14 protein-coding genes and 1 pseudogene are annotated in these 16,260 nt (G+C 53.4%); 9 read left to right on the top strand and 6 right to left on the bottom strand.

Annotated elements, in window-relative coordinates; all coding sequences use genetic code 11:
• The first annotated feature begins 8 nt into the window (after positions 1-8).
• The 7 genes and pseudogenes from K6K13_RS22165 (at position 9) to K6K13_RS22135 (ending at position 6,481) form a co-directional block, all read left to right on the top strand.
• A complete protein-coding gene (locus K6K13_RS22165) occupies positions 9-536 on the top strand; it encodes a GNAT family N-acetyltransferase (protein WP_222158876.1) in 528 nt (175 codons plus the stop codon).
• An 11-nt stretch (positions 537-547) separates the two neighbouring features.
• Positions 548-1,357 (top strand): amino acid ABC transporter substrate-binding protein, encoded by an 810-nt coding sequence (locus K6K13_RS22160; RefSeq protein WP_222158875.1) that lies wholly within the window; start codon positions 548-550, stop codon positions 1,355-1,357.
• A 68-nt stretch (positions 1,358-1,425) separates the two neighbouring features.
• Entirely contained in the window at positions 1,426-2,097 is a 672-nt protein-coding gene (locus tag K6K13_RS22155) for an amino acid ABC transporter permease (protein ID WP_222161225.1), read from the top strand.
• A 12-nt stretch (positions 2,098-2,109) separates the two neighbouring features.
• Positions 2,110-2,871: an amino acid ABC transporter ATP-binding protein gene (locus K6K13_RS22150; RefSeq protein WP_222158874.1), complete on the top strand. Its 762-nt coding sequence runs from the start codon at positions 2,110-2,112 to the stop codon at positions 2,869-2,871.
• 218 nt (positions 2,872-3,089) lie between these two features.
• A pseudogene (locus K6K13_RS22145) lies at positions 3,090-4,249 on the top strand (M20 peptidase aminoacylase family protein).
• Positions 4,250-4,558: 309 nt separating this feature from the next.
• Positions 4,559-4,912 (top strand): hypothetical protein, encoded by a 354-nt coding sequence (locus K6K13_RS22140; protein WP_222158873.1) that lies wholly within the window; start codon positions 4,559-4,561, stop codon positions 4,910-4,912.
• 54 nt (positions 4,913-4,966) lie between these two features.
• On the top strand, positions 4,967-6,481 hold the full coding sequence (locus tag K6K13_RS22135; RefSeq protein ID WP_222158872.1) for a S10 family peptidase: 1,515 nt from the start codon (positions 4,967-4,969) through the stop codon (positions 6,479-6,481).
• 524 nt (positions 6,482-7,005) lie between these two features.
• Here K6K13_RS22135 and K6K13_RS22130 read toward each other — a convergent pair.
• The 5 genes from K6K13_RS22130 to hemC all read right to left on the bottom strand — a co-directional run bounded on the left by K6K13_RS22130 (position 7,006) and on the right by hemC (position 12,693).
• On the bottom strand, positions 7,006-8,445 hold the full coding sequence (locus K6K13_RS22130; RefSeq protein ID WP_222158871.1) for a glycoside hydrolase family 1 protein: 1,440 nt from the start codon (positions 8,443-8,445) through the stop codon (positions 7,006-7,008).
• A 184-nt stretch (positions 8,446-8,629) separates the two neighbouring features.
• Positions 8,630-9,820, bottom strand: a complete 1,191-nt coding sequence (gene hemY / locus K6K13_RS22125; RefSeq protein ID WP_222158870.1) for a protoheme IX biogenesis protein HemY — start codon at positions 9,818-9,820, stop codon at positions 8,630-8,632.
• A gap of 2 nt (positions 9,821-9,822) precedes the next feature.
• Complete coding sequence (gene hemX / locus K6K13_RS22120) at positions 9,823-10,968, bottom strand: uroporphyrinogen-III C-methyltransferase (RefSeq protein ID WP_222158869.1); 1,146 nt, start codon at positions 10,966-10,968, stop codon at positions 9,823-9,825.
• 46 nt (positions 10,969-11,014) lie between these two features.
• Positions 11,015-11,755 carry a uroporphyrinogen-III synthase gene (gene hemD / locus K6K13_RS22115; RefSeq protein WP_222158868.1) on the bottom strand — a complete coding sequence of 247 codons (741 nt, stop codon included), beginning with the start codon at positions 11,753-11,755 and terminating at the stop codon, positions 11,015-11,017.
• Positions 11,752-12,693, bottom strand: a complete 942-nt coding sequence (gene hemC / locus K6K13_RS22110; RefSeq protein WP_222158867.1) for a hydroxymethylbilane synthase — start codon at positions 12,691-12,693, stop codon at positions 11,752-11,754. Before hemC ends, hemD begins: the two co-directional genes overlap by 4 nt.
• A 335-nt stretch (positions 12,694-13,028) precedes the next feature.
• Here hemC and K6K13_RS22105 point away from each other — a divergent pair, with 335 nt between their 5' ends.
• Positions 13,029-15,584 carry a class I adenylate cyclase gene (locus tag K6K13_RS22105; protein ID WP_222158866.1) on the top strand — a complete coding sequence of 852 codons (2,556 nt, stop codon included), beginning with the start codon at positions 13,029-13,031 and terminating at the stop codon, positions 15,582-15,584.
• A gap of 41 nt (positions 15,585-15,625) precedes the next feature.
• Here K6K13_RS22105 and cyaY read toward each other — a convergent pair whose 3' ends face one another.
• On the bottom strand, positions 15,626-15,961 hold the full coding sequence (gene cyaY, locus K6K13_RS22100; RefSeq protein ID WP_222158865.1) for an iron donor protein CyaY: 336 nt from the start codon (positions 15,959-15,961) through the stop codon (positions 15,626-15,628).
• Positions 15,962-16,038: 77 nt separating this feature from the next.
• Between cyaY and lptM the strand changes: the two genes are divergently transcribed.
• Positions 16,039-16,194, top strand: coding sequence for an LPS translocon maturation chaperone LptM (gene lptM, locus K6K13_RS22095; protein ID WP_286206777.1), 156 nt, complete (start codon positions 16,039-16,041; stop codon positions 16,192-16,194).
• Positions 16,195-16,260 lie beyond the last annotated feature (66 nt).

Here is a 16,260-nt window from a genome sequence, read left to right as displayed (position 1 = left end):
CGTCAAACATGAGTACGGTTTTTCGCCAGCTCACGCTGGAAGATGACGAAGCGTTTCTGGTGTTGGCATTGGCGGCCTACGAACCAATTCGTCAACTGGGCATTCACTTTGCTGCGGCTGAGGCGGATATCAATATGGTGCGTCGCCATATTACGCGCCACGGTGTTTATGTGCTGGAAAAAGACGGTGTGATGGTGTCATCTTTTAGCATCCGTTACCCTTGGGGACCGGAGCCTGGCCCGTATGGTTTGCCGCATTTGGGCTGGTTCGCCACCCACCCAGATTACAAAGGTCAGGGGTTTGGCCGCCAGATGATGCAGTGGCTGGAAGAAACCGTGCTGATTGGACAACTCAAGGCACCCGCGGTTTCTTTGGGCACGGCACAGAGCCACCCCTGGCTTATCGAGATGTATAAGCATTACGGTTTTAACGAAGTCGGGCAGGCGAATCTGGGTAAAGGCCACCTGACGATTTATATGGAAAAAGTGTTAGACCAGGATGGTTATCACCAGTGGAAGAAGAAAAATTCCCAATGAGAGGCATGAACATGATAATGAAAAAACTGACTTTGTCTGCGTTAGCGCTTACCACTGCCTTTCTGATGGCGGGTTGTGACTCTCAGGACAAAAAAGCGGCGGCGGGCGGAGAAGCCAGCACAGTGCTGCGCGTAGGTTCTACCGGACAAAGCTACCCGAGCGGCTTTAAGCAAGATAACAAGCTGGTGGGTTTTGACGTTGAAGTCACGGAAACCATCGCGAAAGATCTGAATTACAAAATTGAGTGGGTTACCGCCGATTTCAGCGGCCTGATGGGGCAGTTGGAAGCGAACAAACTTGATACCGTGGCCAACGTTGTGGCGATCACGCCGGCGCGCAAAGAAAAGTATAACTTTGCCGATGTGTACAGCTACTACGGCAGCCAGATTGTTACGCACAAAGATAACACCAACATCAACACGCTGGATGATCTGAAAGGCAAAACCGTGGCGGGCGTATTGGGCTCTAACCACTTGAATAACCTGAAGAAAGCCTTTGCTGACGGCAGTGTGACCATCCGTACCTATGAAACCCGCGATGGCGCAATGAACGATGCATTGTCCAAGCGCGTGGAAGGTTATGTAAACTCCCGCCCAATTCTGTTGGCTGAAATCAACAAGCGTAACCTGCCGTTCAAACTGGTTGGCGATCCGCTGGTGATTGAAGAAGTCAGTTTCCCGTTCCACAAAGATGAAAAGGGCGACAAACTGCGTGAGCAGTTCAATGCCGAGCTGACGAAAATGCGTGCTGACGGCCGTCTGAAAGAGATCTCCGTGAAATATTTCGGTGAGGACATTACCGCCGCACCGCAAGCACACTAACCGACGCGCTTTTTGTTATCTCTTTTCCACCGGTGCTTGCGCCGGTGGAAGCATTAATGGTACTGCTCATGAATATCGATTTTGCTTACCTGCTGAAGGTGTTTCCTCAGGTTTTGCTCTATTTACCGACCACGCTGCTGTTAGCCGTGGTATCCATGATTTTCGCCATGATACTGGGTCTGGTGCTAGCGCTGCTGCGGGAAAGCAAGATCACGGTATTGGTGAAAGTGATCGAATTTTATATCTCGCTGTTTCGCGGCATTCCATCGCTGGTTCAGTTGTTTATTATCTACTTCGGTTTGCCGCAGCTGTTCCCGGCGCTCAGCGATCTGACCGCGATGTCGGCGGCGATTATCGGCTTTAGCCTGAAAACCTCGGCGTACATGGCGGAGATTTTCCGCGCTGCGCTGGCCTCGGTCGATTGGGGACAAACGGAAGCTGGGCTGTCGATCGGCATGAATCGTTCACAGATTTATCGCCGTATCGTACTGCCGCAGGCGATGCTTAACGCGCTGCCTGCCACAGGTAACACCTTTATCTCGCTGATCAAAGACACCTCGGTAGCCTTTGCGCTTGGCGTATCTGAACTGTTTGCTGAAGGTAAAATGATCGCCGCAGAATCGCTGCGTTTCTTTGAAACCTTCTTGGTGGTAGGGCTGATTTATTGGCTGGTCATCATCGTTTATTCCAGACTGCAAAACTGGCTGGAAAAGAAACTGAACCACTCATTACAGCGCTAAGGAGACGCCGCCATGATCAGTGTAAAAAACCTCTCAAAACGCTTTGGCGACAAAGTGGTGCTGGACAATATCAGTCTGGATATCGCACAGGGCGAAGTGGTGGCGATTATCGGCCCCTCAGGGTCAGGTAAATCCACCCTGCTGCGCTGCCTTAACCTGCTGGAAAAACCGGAGTCCGGCACGATTGAAATTGGCGATCGCGTATTGGATACGCGCCGGTATAGCACCAAGGAAGCCTACGCACTGCGTCAGCAGACCGCGATGGTGTTCCAGAACTACAACCTGTTCAAGAATAAAACCGCGCTGGAAAACATCACGGAAGCGTTGATCGTGGTGAAAAAAATGCCGAAGAAGCAGACGCAGGAGATCGGACTAAGGCTTATCGAGCAGGTTGGCCTGCTGCCGGAAGCCCATCAGTATCCGGTGACCTTGTCCGGCGGGCAGCAGCAGCGCGTGGGCATCGCGCGGGCGCTGGCCGTGGATCCGAAAGCCATTCTGTTTGATGAACCTACCTCGGCGCTGGATCCGGAGCGCGTGCACGAAGTGCTGCAAGTGATTCAAAATCTGGCGAAAAACAGTACCACTATGGTTATCGTGACCCATGAAATGCAGTTTGCCAAAGAGGTTGCTGACCGGGTGATTTTCATGGCCGACGGGCATATCGTCGAGCAGGGGCCGGCCGAGCAGGTGATCAGTTTCTCTGACAACCCGCAGACACAGCGTTTCTTACGTCAGATGACCAAGATGCCGGAACATACGGAATACGACATCTGACGATGCAGTGATAACAAGCTATTTGTACCCTAAATACTTCGAGTTGCAGGAGAGCGGCAAGCGAATGAATTCCGATGAGCTTACTCCGGTAAGTGATTCGGGTGAGTGAGCGCAGCCAACGCATCTGCAACGTGAAGTATGACGGGGATAGATAAAATACCCTGCGCGCCGCGGGTTTATGCTGCGGCGTTAAGCACGGACAGTGTGGAGAATACATCGTGAAAACAGCACCTCAGCATGCGCCGTTAGCGCAATTTATTCAGGCGTTCCGGCACGAATTGCACCAGAACCCCGAATTATCCAACCAGGAATTTGAAACCACCAAGAAAATCCGCGCCGCGCTGGAGAAGGAAGGCATTCGCATTCTGGATCTGCCGTTGAAAACCGGTCTGGTTGCCGAAGTCGGCGGCGTGCAGGATGGCCCGTTGGTTATCGTACGTTCAGATATCGACGCACTGCCGATTGAAGAAGAATCCGGCGTGGAGTTCACCTCTCTCAGCGTCAGGGCGTGATGCACGCTTGCGGGCACGACTTTCACTCATCTGCCGCGTTGGGTGCCGCCATTTTGCTCAAAGGCATCGAGTCAGAGCTAAAGGGCACGGTGCGCATTCTGTTCCAGGCGGCAGAAGAAACTGGGCTGGGCGCGCCAGAAGTGATCGCGACCGGTGCACTGGATAACGCGGCAGCCATCTTTGGCATTCACAACGACCCAACGCTGCCGGTTGGCGTGGTCGGTGGTAAAGATGGTGCGCTGACGGCAGGCGTGGATCGTTTTGAAATCAAGATCGCTGCCAAAGGCTGCCATGCGGCCAAACCCCATGAAGGTAACGATCCCATTATCATTCTCGGCCAGTTGATTAGTGCGGTGCAGACCATTATCAGCCGCACAGTGCCTGCGGATGATACCGCTGTGGTGTCAATCACTCAGGTACACAGTGGCAGTACCTGGAACGTGATCCCGGATACCGCCTACGTGGAAGGCACGGTACGCACCTTTAGTCAGGCAGCGCGCGATCTGATTGAACAGCGCTTTCGCCAGATTGTGGCAGGTATTGCCAGCACCTTTGGCGCTGAACTCGAGTTTATCTGGCACGCCGGGCCGCCGTCCGTGGTCAATACGCCGGAATGGGTGGATTTTGCCCTGCGCGTTGCCGATGAAGAAGGTTTTGAAGCGCGCCGCGTGGACGCCAGCCCGATTGGCGAGGATTTTGCCTTCTATCAGCAAAAACTGCCGGGTACCTTCATGATGGTCGGTTCGGGCGGGCCTTATGCACTGCATCATCCAAAATTCCGGGTTGATGACAGCGCACTGTTCCCTACCGCGCACTACCTCCATCAGTTGGCAAAGCAGAGTCTGGAACAACTGGCTTCTCGCTGATGTTTCCATCCGCGCCGCGATCACGGCGCGGATAATTCATTGATATATCCCTCATCTTTCATGTTGCGTTCGCTGGTGCGGTTCAATGCGTTAACGTGTTGTCTTGTACTGTAAGTTATTAAGGCTATCTCCCTGTTTTTATTTAGACAAAACAGCCAAATACTTTTCATTTTTTTTCGATATTTCTCTTTTTAATATTAAACACAAGTTAAATGATGTGTCATTGATCGTATAAATTGCTACGCAAGAAATGAACCAATAATATAATTTTATGCTGAAGGTAAGAAATCTGTATTAAAAGGAATCGAAATGAATATTAAGTTTACATTATTGTTTGCCACACTTCTGCTTTCTGGTTGTACGACGCAATGGGTGAAAAGCAGCGCAAACGCTGAGGATTTCACTATCTCGAAAGGTGCTTGTGAAACGCTGAGCGAAGAAAAATTCCCTGTGAAAAATGAAGTGGCGCAGCGAACGCAATATACGTCTTACTATTTGCCGTGTGGGAAAAAGGACGACTGTAAAAATGAAAAATATATCAGTGGGCAACGACCAGAAACACAAAGTTATGTGATGGATGTTAATAGTGGTAGCCGCCAGGCCCTTTTCAATCAGTGCATGAAATTGAGGGGATGGACATCGGAAACGAAATGGTTCCCATAAGGATGGTAATGTAAAAGGAATACCATGAATAACTTGCAACGTTTTGTTTTTATAATGATGTCTTTATGCTTAAGCTCCGCGTTTGCCATGGCATCACCGCCGTCAGTACCGGAACAGGCTCCGGCACCGAGTGATGTGATGGTGAGTGAAGGGCAAGTGAAACTTAACCAGGGTCTCCTTAATTATCGTGCCGAAGTGGGCGCATTAGCACTGAATACGGCCGATCCCGATGAACCCATCGCGACCTTGTCCTACGTAGCCTACTTCAAGTCAGTGAAGAAGACGGAGAAACCGGAGAATCGGCCGATCACGTTTATCTATAACGGTGGACCGGGTTCTTCTTCCGTGTGGCTGCATATGGGCGGCTTAGGGCCAAAACGGGTGGTCACCAGCACGCCAGATAAACCGGCATTGCCGCCTTATCCGGTTATCGATAATGCCTATTCTCTGCTTGATGTCAGCGATCTGGTCTTTATTGATGCGCCGGGCACCGGGTTTGGTCAGTTTATCAGCAATGCGGCCAATGCTCAGGAGCGGCAGGCGCAGAAGCGTCAAAAGGAGAATGACACCTACAGCATTAATGGAGACGCACACGCGTTTGCGCAATTTATCACGCAGTTTCTGAGCCGCTATCAGCGCTGGAATGCACCGCGTTACCTGCTTGGTGAGAGCTACGGCACGACGCGTACGGTGGCGCTGGCAAACCAACTGAAGGTGCAGCACAACGTTGATGTTAACGGTATTATTTTGCTGTCGCAGTATTTGAGCCAGGACATTGATATCGATCGTCCCGAATCCAACCCCGGCATCGATCAACCCTATTATCTGGCGCTGCCAACCTATGCGGCAATCGCCCATTATTATCAGCATCCGGAAAAGGTCGCAGAAAATCTGGATCATTTGCTGACTGAGGTTGAACAGTTTTCCCTGGGTCCTTATGCACAGGCGTTGGCTCAGGGCAATCTCTTGCCAGACGCGCAGAAAGCAGAGCTTGCTGAGCAACTCGCCCGCTACACCGGTATACCCGCACGGGAATGGGTTAAGGCCGATTTGCGCGTTTCAGGCCCGCTGTTTGTTAAAAAACTGCTGACAGAGCAGGGGGATACGGTCAGCCGTGCTGACGGCCGTTATCGAGGCGCCTCGTTGGATAAAATGGCTGCGCGCAGCGATTACGATCCGGTTATGACCATCGGCTCCGGGTTTATTTCCGCGTACCGCGACTACCTGGCAAAAGCATTGAACGTGAATACGGTGCAAGATTATGTTTCTGACTCGAATGCCATTTACTATTGGAATATGACGCCAGAAAACCGTTCTTTCAATCTGCTGCCTACATTGTCCGAAACCATGAAAATGAATCCGCGCATGAAAGTGATGGTGCTCGGGGGGATCTACGATCTGGCGACGCCTTACTTTGTCGCGCAATATCACCTCAACCACCTCTCTTTGCCTGAAAAACTGCGAGCTAATCTGCAATTTCATCGGTATGAGTCGGGGCATTTGCCTTATCTTGATGAAAAATCACTGCAACAGTTACATCAGGATCTGCGTGGCTTTATCGCGGGATAGTTCAGCAGACTGTTGGAAAATGGCGACAGAAGCCCTGTTTACATGTCTCCAAATGGAGACATGTAACTAACTGAAATAAATCATAAAAAAATTAAAGTCAATATTGTGTCTCTTTGTGGAGACAGTCAGAGCATTTCTGCCAGGCACTGGTTGTTAGCCGGGAGAAGGAATTGTGAAATGTATTTTTTTAAATTGTATAATTTTCAATGAATTATATTGTTTTTATTCTTTTGTTTTCAATGTAAGGACGATTTGGCACGGTTCCTGCTAATCTAACCCCGTAGATGCTCATTCCGCTTTCTATGTTTGCTTCGGCTTCATAATCCTGGGAATGATGCAGAGCCGTTTACAGGTGCCTATCGTCCACCTTCAGATGACGTTGTGAGTAGCCGTTTCACTGCGATTCATAACACCATCGGACTTTTCGGACATTACGTTGAGTGAGGCACTCTACTGTAGTCTTTTATGACCTGATCTTATTCAACGCTTGCCGTTTATTGGCAAGCGTTTTTTTTGCGCCATGTTTAGAGCGCAAGATCTTCGCCGTGGGTGGCAATGACCTTTTGATACCATGAGAAGGATTTTTTCTTGTGGCGATCGCCGCTGCCAGAGAGGGTGTCATCGAGATCGACATAGATAAACCCGTAGCGCTTGGACATTTCGCCCGTCGACATGCTGACCAGATCGATACAGCCCCAAGGGGTATAGCCCATCAGCGTCACACCGTCAGCAATGGCATCGGCCATCGCCTCAATATGTTGGCGCAGATAATTGATGCGGTAATCGTCCGCCACGTAGAGGTTGCTGTCGGGTTTATCGATGGCACCCAATCCGTTTTCGACCACAAACAGGGGCTTACCGTATCGGTCGTAAAGTTGGTTCAGTGCGATGCGCAGGCCGGTCGGGTCTATCTCCCATCCCCATTCACTGGCCTCGAGGAACGGGTTGCGCGTTCCGCCCAGTAAATTGCCTTCGGTATCTTCACCTTCAGCGTGGGTTTCGTTCACGGTGGTCAACATGTAGTAGCTGAAACCGATGTAATCGACGGTATTATTCGCCAGCAGTTCAAGATCGCAGGGTTCGATCGCCAGCGTGACGCCGAGTGAGTCCCACAATCGTGGCGCATAGTAGGGATATTTGCCGTTGGCTTGTACATCGGCACAATAGAAATTGAAGGATTGTGTACGTTGCATTGCCGCCAACTGATTCACCGGATTGCTGTCGTAGGCGTAGGTGGTGGCATAAATAATCATGCAGCCCATCTGGATGTTCGGATTAACCTCGCGGGCAATTTTGGTTGCCAGACTGCTGGCGACAAACTGGTGATGCCATGCCTGAAATTTCGCCTGTGCGTCCCGGGCGTCGGTTTTGACGACGAGCCCCTGGCTCATGATCGGAAAATGCGCCGCGCTGTTGATCTCGTTGAAGGTCATCCAATATTTGACCTTGTGCCCGAAACGCTCGAGCACCGTGCGAGAGAAACGCTCGAAAAAACCGACCAGTGCGCGATTTTTCCAGCCGCCATAAACGGTGGCCAGATGCAGCGGCATTTCGTAGTGAGAAAGGGTGATAACCGGTTCAATACCGTGGGCGAGGCAGGTATCAATTACCGCATCGTAGTGTGCCAGACCTGCTTCATTGGGCGTTTGTTCCACGCCGTTAGGGTAGATACGGGTCCAGGCGATAGAAAAGCGGTAACACTTGAAACCCATTTCAGCGAACAGCGCGATATCTTCCTTGAAGCGGTGATAGTGGTCGATGCCCTTGTGGTTTGGGTAAGTATAACGCGCGGTATCCAGCGAAAAATCGAAAGACTCAGACGCGACGATGGCTAAGCGTGCTTTGCCGCCTGGGAGGGTGTCCACAATCGACAGTCCCTTGCCCGCTTCATCGTATGCGCCTTCCACCTGATTGGCAGCGGTGGCCCCGCCCCAAAGGAATTCGCGAGGAAATCGTGTACTCATAGGCTGCTCCTTTTAGTATCCAAAATGAAACCGGTTTCATTTCTGCTTCTGGCAGAGTTGTCACTCTCTTGACGCCTTCCTGCCACTCGGATTATTTAGGGTATAGTGCGTAACGGTATAAAAGTGTGTCTCTTTCGCTGATGGGATAGCGCTGCCCCAGAATGTGGGGCAGCGGGGAGTGCGATTAAGACGGGGTTTGTAGTGTGAGTAACAGCCCTTCGCGACGCATCTGTGCCGCTTCTTCCGGTTGGCGCAGATGGTCAAAGGCATCGGCGCGCCACGCGTAATCAAAGGCATCCGGGCGCAGCGCCAACGCTGCCGCAAACGCATCGCAGGCCTGCTGCCACTCTCCTTGTTTCAGCATTAACTGTCCCAAGGTACTGTGCAGCAATGCGCTGTTATCGTGCTGTTTTAGCAACTGGCGCAGGAGTTTTTCCAATGAAGCCGGTTCGCCTGCGGCCAGACGCGGCATTAGCAGTACCAGACGTTCATCGTAGTGCCGTTTCAATCCGTCGATTACGATCTGCTGGGCGGTGTGGTGATCGTCACAGGCGATAAGGTGCTCCACCATCGCTACTTGCAAGGGCAAATCTTGTCGCACTTTGCGACTTTGTTCCTTCCACCACTGCTTCAGGCCGTCACTGCCGCCTTCTTCCATCGCTTGTTCCATCAGACCGAGCAGGGCGGATTGGCGCAATGCCTCCAACTCTTCCTCGGTACGAATCTGGGTTTTGCGCATGGCGGGCAGAATATCTAACAGCGCACTGTAAGCGTGGGTGCGCTGGAACGCCAGCTCCGCTAACCGTAATACTTCAGGATGGCGCGGTGCGTATGCCAGCAAACGATCGACGCCGTGGCGTGCGGCGTGATCCTCATTGCGTGCCAGTTGGATGCGCACGCGGGTGATGTCTACCGGTAACTGATCGGTGTCAGCCATTTCAGCCGCTCGCTCCAGATACTGCCGGGTGCGAAATTCATCACCGCGCTGCTGTGCGGCTTCGGCGGCCAGCAGATAGTTCACCACCGGTTGCTCTGCGTGATCCGCGTTACGCGTCAGGAGTTTTTCAACCTGAAGATAATCGCCTTCGGCCAGCTTAAGCAGAGCTGCTTTGGTCTGTTTTCTGGCACGGGTGCGTTTACGACCCAGGAACCAGCCGCGGGTGCGCGCGCCAGTACGAAATACGCGACGCAACAGCCACTCCAGCGCAAACAGCACGACCAACAGCAGTACCAGCATGATAACTAACCCGGTAACGCTGGTTTCGATATTGTAGGTGTCGGTTTGCACCAGTACATAGCCCTGACGCCCTGCGAGCATTGGGCCAAGCACTACGCCAGCAATAAGGATCAGGAACAAGAACAGCACTTTCAGCATGATCAGCCCTCCTGTTGCTGCGCAGGCGATTGCGCCAGCAGATTACGCACTCGCGTTTGCATCAGCTTTTCCAGCAGCGGCTGGCTTTGCAGCGTAGTAGGAACGTCCAGAGAGACGGGCTGCTGACTTAAGCTGTCAACCTGCTCCAAAAAGGCTTTAGTGCCGGGATCGCTGGTATCAAAATAGGCCCGCACCCAGGTGGATACCGCTTCCAGCGACTGTTTGAAGGTCTCGTTCTGATGACGCGGCACGGCCTGTGCGGCGGTCAGCAGGCGCGCTCGGATGTTTTCACGCAGGTAGAAATCCTGATTCGGCGCCAGCAGAGGTTCGGCATTGCTGTCCCGCCGGCGAATGGTAATAAAATCGGACATGAAGTTGTGCCAGCTTTTACTCAGATTCTGTCGCCATTCGCTGAGTGTGGCTGAAAGCTCGCCATCGGTTTCATCCATTGGCGCGTCATCGTCCTGAGTGTTATCGGCCAGACGCAGATTGTCGACCTGATCGGTTAACTGATTCACCCGCAAAATAATGCCGTCGAAATCCACCTGACCGACGGACGCCAGCGCGCTGATATCATTGGCAATGGCGCGGCGCAGCTCGAGCAGACTCGGGTCGTTCATGTCAGCCAGACTGCCATCGGCGCTTTTCAGCAACGCGCCCGCGGTCAGCACATCTTTATCACTCCACAGCTTGCGACCGGCCAGTTTGACCAGAAAATCCGCCTGCGCCAGTAGCCAGGTGCTGGTGTCGTGATTGGACAGCGCGGCCAGTTTCTGGCTGAGTTCGCTGGATTCACGCGTGACCCCGTTCAACTGGTGTGCGGTGCTGTCCTGCCACTGTTTTTGTTGTGCCAGTGCAGCCTGCCACGCCGTTTTATCCTGCTGGTACTGTTGCTGTAGCGCCGCCAACTCGCCCTTCATTTGCGCCATGGACGCGGCGTTTTGTTTCTCCTGCTGCTGTCCGAGGTAGTACACGCCCCCGCTTAACAGCAGCGCAATAGCAATAGCAACGCCACCCAGCACGCGGCCATGTCCCGCACGGTTCTGGCGCGGTTCATCCGCTGACGCGGTGTCAGAGGACGAAAACGTGGCATCAGGGCGTTCTGTCACCGTTTCCGATGGGGTTGAAGGGGTATGGTGTTCCGTCATAATGGGTCATCCCATGGTCTGGTTTGTTGTACGGTTGGCCGTGCAGTCACGATAGCAGACGCACAAGCGCGTCGTTATCGGCATTGTCCGCGATAAGCACGTCACGCCAGCCAAGCTGGCGCGCCTCTAGCGCCAACCGTTCGCTAACAACGATAACCTGGCAGTGGAGCAGCCAGGATTCGCGATAATAATGTGGCACCAGCGCATACAGCTGATGCAGCATATCGCCGCTGGTGATCACCAGACGATCGATACCGAGTTGTTGCCAATGTCGGCTCTGTTCCGGCCCATCATAATAGACTGGACTGCGCTGATAACATTCACAATAACTGACCTGTGCGCCGCGCTCTGCGAGCGTTGTTGCCAGCAGCTCTCTGCCGCCATTCCCCCGTAATAATAGCGCGTTTTTGCCACTAATATTTTGTAATTCTGGCAGTTGCAGCAGCATTTCGCTGGTTTCCCGCTCAGGAGGATAGGCAACGGCGCGAGAGGTCGCCTGATGCAGCGCCAGGGCGGTGGTGCGTCCGATGGCGTAATAGCGCGGGATGACGGGCCAGGATAAACCCGCTTGTGTGAGTGCGGCGGCGGCATAGCGCACGGCGTGCTGCGACAGCGCGAACAGCATATCGCCTTCGCGCAGCGCCGCCAGCCGTACTGGCAGGGAAGGCAATTCACTGCCAGGGGAAAAATCGATAAGCGGGCTGTGGCAAGCCGCGTGGCCGAGCTTACGCAGCCGTTCCACCAGGGCCTCTCCCGCGGGTGACGGGCGGGTCACCAGAATGGTCATGATGAGCCTGCGCCCTGATAAACGGCGTGCAGAATAGCGTTTGCGCCGTTGGCTAACAGCTCTTCAGCCAGATCGATGCCCATGCGTTCCGCCTCGCTGGCGGGGCCGATGCGCTCACCGCGAATCATCTTGCTGCCATCCGGTGCACCAACCAAGGCTCTTAGCCAGAGTTGTCCCGCATTGAGTTCTGCATAGCTGCCGATCGGGACTTGGCAGCCACCGTCGAGGCGAAGATTCATGGCGCGTTCAGCAAGAACGCGGCAGGCGGTCTGTTCATGGTTGAGCGGTGCCAGCAGTGCGCGCACGCGGACGTCATTTTCCCGACATTCGATACCAATCGCGCCCTGACCAACGGCGGGCAGCGACTCTTCCGGAGTGAGCGGCGTGCGAATGCGTTCTGACAGGTTCAGACGTGACAGCCCGGCGACGGCTAAAATAATGGCGTCATAGTCGCCGTTGTCCAACTTGCTCAGACGCGTTCCAACGTTACCGCGCAAATCACGGATAATCAGATCGGGTCGGCGAGCGCGCAATTGGCACTGGCGGCGCAGGCTGGAGGTGCCGACGCAGCTTTCGAACGGGAGATCGGCCACACTGGCATACTGGTTCGACACAAAGGCATCGCGCGGATCGTCACGCTCACAAATGGTATACAGGCCCAGGCCGTCGGGGAACGATACCGGCACATCTTTCATCGAATGCACGGCGATATCCGCACGGCCTTCCAGCAAAGCGCGTTCCAGTTCTTTAACAAACAGTCCTTTACCACCCACTTTCGCCAGCGGCGTGTCCAGAATGATGTCGCCGCGCGTCACCATGGGAACCAGTTCAACCTGCAACGTGGGGAAGTAATGCTGCAACTGTTGTTGCACATAACGCACTTGCCACAGAGCAAGTGGGCTTTGTCGGGTGGCAATTCTAAGGGTGTTGTCTACCATGCTTATTACCGTTTTTATCATTTCGCGCCATCGTATCACTGAGACGCTCAAGTGTCAGCGTTCTGGCGCTGAAGGTGCTGGATAGCGACGGGAAGGTGCGTGTTTTCACCATGAGGTGGGAGGATCGCGGCGTAATCATGCCAGAGAGCAAGGGGCAATAAGAGAAAGTAAGCTAATCGTGGCTAACTTTCTTTAGTTTCTTTACGCTCAATGAGCAAGGTGTTAAATTGATCACGTTTCCAGCACTATCTTATCAGTCACTCCTCTAATTCTATTGCTGATGAGTTTGGAACACGGGGTTTTTTCTAGGCACTGGGATAATCAGGCGGACCGTCTTGTACTTCTACATCGAGACTTTGAAGCAGAGACTGGACGCGATCAACCAACTGCGAGTTGACCGCGCTCTGGAAGCAATGAAACCCGCTTTTCAGCAGGTTTATCGCCTTCTGCCCGTATTATTGCACCACCATCATCCGCTCATGCCGGGCTACCTTGAAGGTAAGGTTCCGCACGGTGTGTGTACTTTTACGCCTGATGAAAACCAACAGCGCTACATCGACAGCATCGAACTGCGCTGGGGGGAGATCCCCGCCATCAATTCGCAGGGTGAACTGCCGATCACCGGCGTTTACTCTATGGGCAGCACCTCGTCCATCGGCCAGAGCTGCTCTTCCGATCTGGATATCTGGGTGTGCCACCAATCCTGGCTAGACCACGAAGAGCACCAGCGTTTACAGCAGAAATGTACCCTGCTGGAGCAATGGGCGGCGGCACAAGGGGTGGATGTCAGCTTCTTCCTGATTGACGAGAACCGTTTTCGCCACAATGAAAGTGGCAGCCTGGGCGGCGAAGATTGCGGTTCGACGCAGCATATTCTGTTGTTGGACGAATTTTATCGCACCGCTGTGCGCATGGCCGGTAAACGCCTGCTGTGGCATATGGTGCCGGTTGAAGAAGAAGAGCATTACGACGAATACGTTCTGTCGCTTTACGCGCAGGGCGCGCTTGCGCCCAACGAGTGGCTGGATCTGGGCGGATTGAGTTCGCTCTCGGCGGAAGAGTATTTCGGTGCCAGTCTGTGGCAACTGTATAAAAGTATCGATTCCCCGTACAAAGCGGTATTGAAAACCCTGCTGCTCGAAGCCTACTCCTGGCAATACCCTGACACGCGCTTGCTGTCGATGGATATCAAAGCCCGGCTGCACAAAGGCGAGATCGTCGCGTTTGGGCTCGACCCTTATTGTATGATGCTGGATCGGGTAACCGATTACCTCACGCAAATTGAAGACCCGACGCGCCTCGATCTGGCGCGGCGTTGTTTTTATCTCAAAGTCTGCGAAAAACTGTCGCGCGATAAAGCCTGCGTTGGCTGGCGGCGCCAGATCCTAAGTCAACTGGTGCAAGAGTGGGGCTGGAGCAGCGAACACCTTGCTATGCTGGATAATCGCGCCAACTGGAAAATCGAGCGCGTGCGTGAAGCGCACAATGAATTGCTCGATGCGATGATGCAAACCTATCGTAACCTGATCCGCTTTGCGCGACGCAACAACCTGAGCGTGAGCGCCAGCCCGCAGGATATCGGCGTACTGACGCGTAAGCTGTATGCCGCCTTTGAAGCGCTGCCGGGTAAAGTGACGCTGCTCAATCCACAGATTTCGCCGGACCTGTCCGAAGCGGATCTGACCTTTATCTACGTTCCAGCGGGCCGCGCCAACCGCTCTGGCTGGTATCTGTACAATCAGGCACCGTCTATGGATGCCATCATCAGCCATCAGCCGCTGGAATATAACCGCTACCTGAACAAGCTGGTGGCGTGGGCCTACTTCAACGGACTGCTGACGCCGAACACGCGTTTGTACATCAAAGGCAGCGAGCAGATCGATATTGCCCGCCTGCGCGAGTTGGTGGATGACGTCTCTTGCCATTTCCCGCTGCGTTTACCGGCACCCACGCCGAAGGCGCTGTACAGCCCGTGCGAAATTCGGCATCTGGCGATTATCGTCAATCTGGAGCACGATCCAACGGCGGCATTCCGCAATCAGGTGGTGCATTTTGATTTCCGCCACCTGGACGTGTTCAGTTTTGGCGAGCAGCAGCAGTGTCTGGTGGGCAGCATTGACCTGCTGTACCGCAACTCGTGGAATGAAGTACGAACCCTTCATTTCAACGGCGAACAGTCAGTGCTGGAAGCGCTGAAAACCATTTTGGGTAAAATGCATCAGGATGCGGCGCTGCCGGAATCGCTGGAAGTATTCTGCTACAGCCAGCACTTGCGCGGTTTGATCCGCACGCGCGTGCAGCAGTTGGTGTCCGAGTGCATTGAGCTGCGCCTGTCCAGCACCCGACAAGAGCCGGGCCGCTTCAAAGCGGTAAAAGTGGCAGGGCAGACCTGGGGCCTGTTCTTCGAACGCCTGAGCGTATCGGTGCAGAAGCTGGAAAATGCGGTGGAGTTCTATGGCGCGATTTCCAACAACAAACTGCAAGGGTTGCCCACGCAGGTGGAGACCAACCATATCCATCTGCCAGCGGTCATCGACGGCGTGGCGAGTGAAGGGATTATTCAGTTCTTCTTTGAGGATCTGTCGGAAGAGCAAGGGTTTAATATCTTTATTCTGGATGAGTCGAACCGCGTTGAGGTTTATCACCACTGTGAAGGCAGCAAGGAAGAGTTGGTGCGTGACGTGAGCCGTTTTTACTCCTCGTCCCATGACCGCTTTACCTACGGCTCCAGCTTTATCAATTTCAACCTGCCGCAGTTCTACCAGATTGTGCAGTTGGATGGCCGGGCGCAGGTGATCCCTTTTCGTAGCACGACGCTATCTCATTTGAACATATCGCCGGGCAAAGAAAGCGCCTCGCCCGCGATCAAACAGCGGCTGCACATGCTGTAACGCTCTGGTTGTCACTGGTGACAACAGAGCGTTTTCCCGCGTTAACCGAAAGAGACGGCCTCTCCGGCCTGTGCACTGCATGCCTGTGACAGCAGCGCAAAAAAGGCTTCGCCGCTGCGATCGCAGATCCACTGTTGGTGCTGACCCTTGTCTGGCTGATAGGTAAAGTGGTAGCCACCCGCTTTGGTCGCCAACCATACCTGATGCAGCGGTTCCTGACGGTTGATGACAATCTTGCTGCCATTTTCGAAACTCAGTGTCATCACGCCGCCGTTGGTTTCGTAATCGATATCGGCATCACCGTCGAAGTCGTCCAACGCTTCTTCGATCGTCAACATTAACGCATCCGCTAATTGATGAAACTCACTGTCGTTCATTTTCGATTCCTATTGCTTTTCATGATCCACCTGCGATTATAGAGAGCATGCATAGATGATTGACAGGTCTTAATGAGATGAAGCAGGTATTTCGTTCATTTTCTCTGGCGCTGACGCTGCTGGGATTGGTGGGTTGCGGGCTGAAAGGGCCGCTGTATATGCCGAACGGTGAGCCGACCAACGTTCCAGACTCACAGAAAAATACGCATCAAAAGCCGTCGATGCGTCCGTAACCGGCACAGTTGCCTTTTAATCACGGATAACAGGTCACGATAGTAATTACCGCGCCCGGTTACATG

Origin of the sequence: Symbiopectobacterium purcellii (assembly GCF_019797845.1) — a bacterium.
GTDB lineage: Bacteria > Pseudomonadota > Gammaproteobacteria > Enterobacterales > Enterobacteriaceae > Symbiopectobacterium > Symbiopectobacterium purcellii.
Note: the sequence above shows the minus strand (reverse complement) of the source record. Positions and strands in the feature narration are given on the sequence as shown.

Coding starts and splice junctions, on each gene's coding strand:
- K6K13_RS22155 (WP_222161225.1), top strand. CDS start 1,426: ATGAATATCGATTTTGCTTACCTGCTGAAGGTGTTTCCTCAGGTTTTG.
- K6K13_RS22135 (WP_222158872.1), top strand. CDS start 4,967: ATGATGTCTTTATGCTTAAGCTCCGCGTTTGCCATGGCATCACCGCCG.
- K6K13_RS22160 (WP_222158875.1), top strand. CDS start 548: ATGATAATGAAAAAACTGACTTTGTCTGCGTTAGCGCTTACCACTGCC.
- cyaY (WP_222158865.1), bottom strand. CDS start 15,961: ATGAACGACAGTGAGTTTCATCAATTAGCGGATGCGTTAATGTTGACG.
- K6K13_RS22130 (WP_222158871.1), bottom strand. CDS start 8,445: ATGAGTACACGATTTCCTCGCGAATTCCTTTGGGGCGGGGCCACCGCT.
- K6K13_RS22165 (WP_222158876.1), top strand. CDS start 9: ATGAGTACGGTTTTTCGCCAGCTCACGCTGGAAGATGACGAAGCGTTT.
- lptM (WP_286206777.1), top strand. CDS start 16,039: ATGAAGCAGGTATTTCGTTCATTTTCTCTGGCGCTGACGCTGCTGGGA.
- K6K13_RS22140 (WP_222158873.1), top strand. CDS start 4,559: ATGAATATTAAGTTTACATTATTGTTTGCCACACTTCTGCTTTCTGGT.
- hemC (WP_222158867.1), bottom strand. CDS start 12,693: ATGGTAGACAACACCCTTAGAATTGCCACCCGACAAAGCCCACTTGCT.
- hemD (WP_222158868.1), bottom strand. CDS start 11,755: ATGACCATTCTGGTGACCCGCCCGTCACCCGCGGGAGAGGCCCTGGTG.
- K6K13_RS22150 (WP_222158874.1), top strand. CDS start 2,110: ATGATCAGTGTAAAAAACCTCTCAAAACGCTTTGGCGACAAAGTGGTG.
- hemX (WP_222158869.1), bottom strand. CDS start 10,968: ATGACGGAACACCATACCCCTTCAACCCCATCGGAAACGGTGACAGAA.
- hemY (WP_222158870.1), bottom strand. CDS start 9,820: ATGCTGAAAGTGCTGTTCTTGTTCCTGATCCTTATTGCTGGCGTAGTG.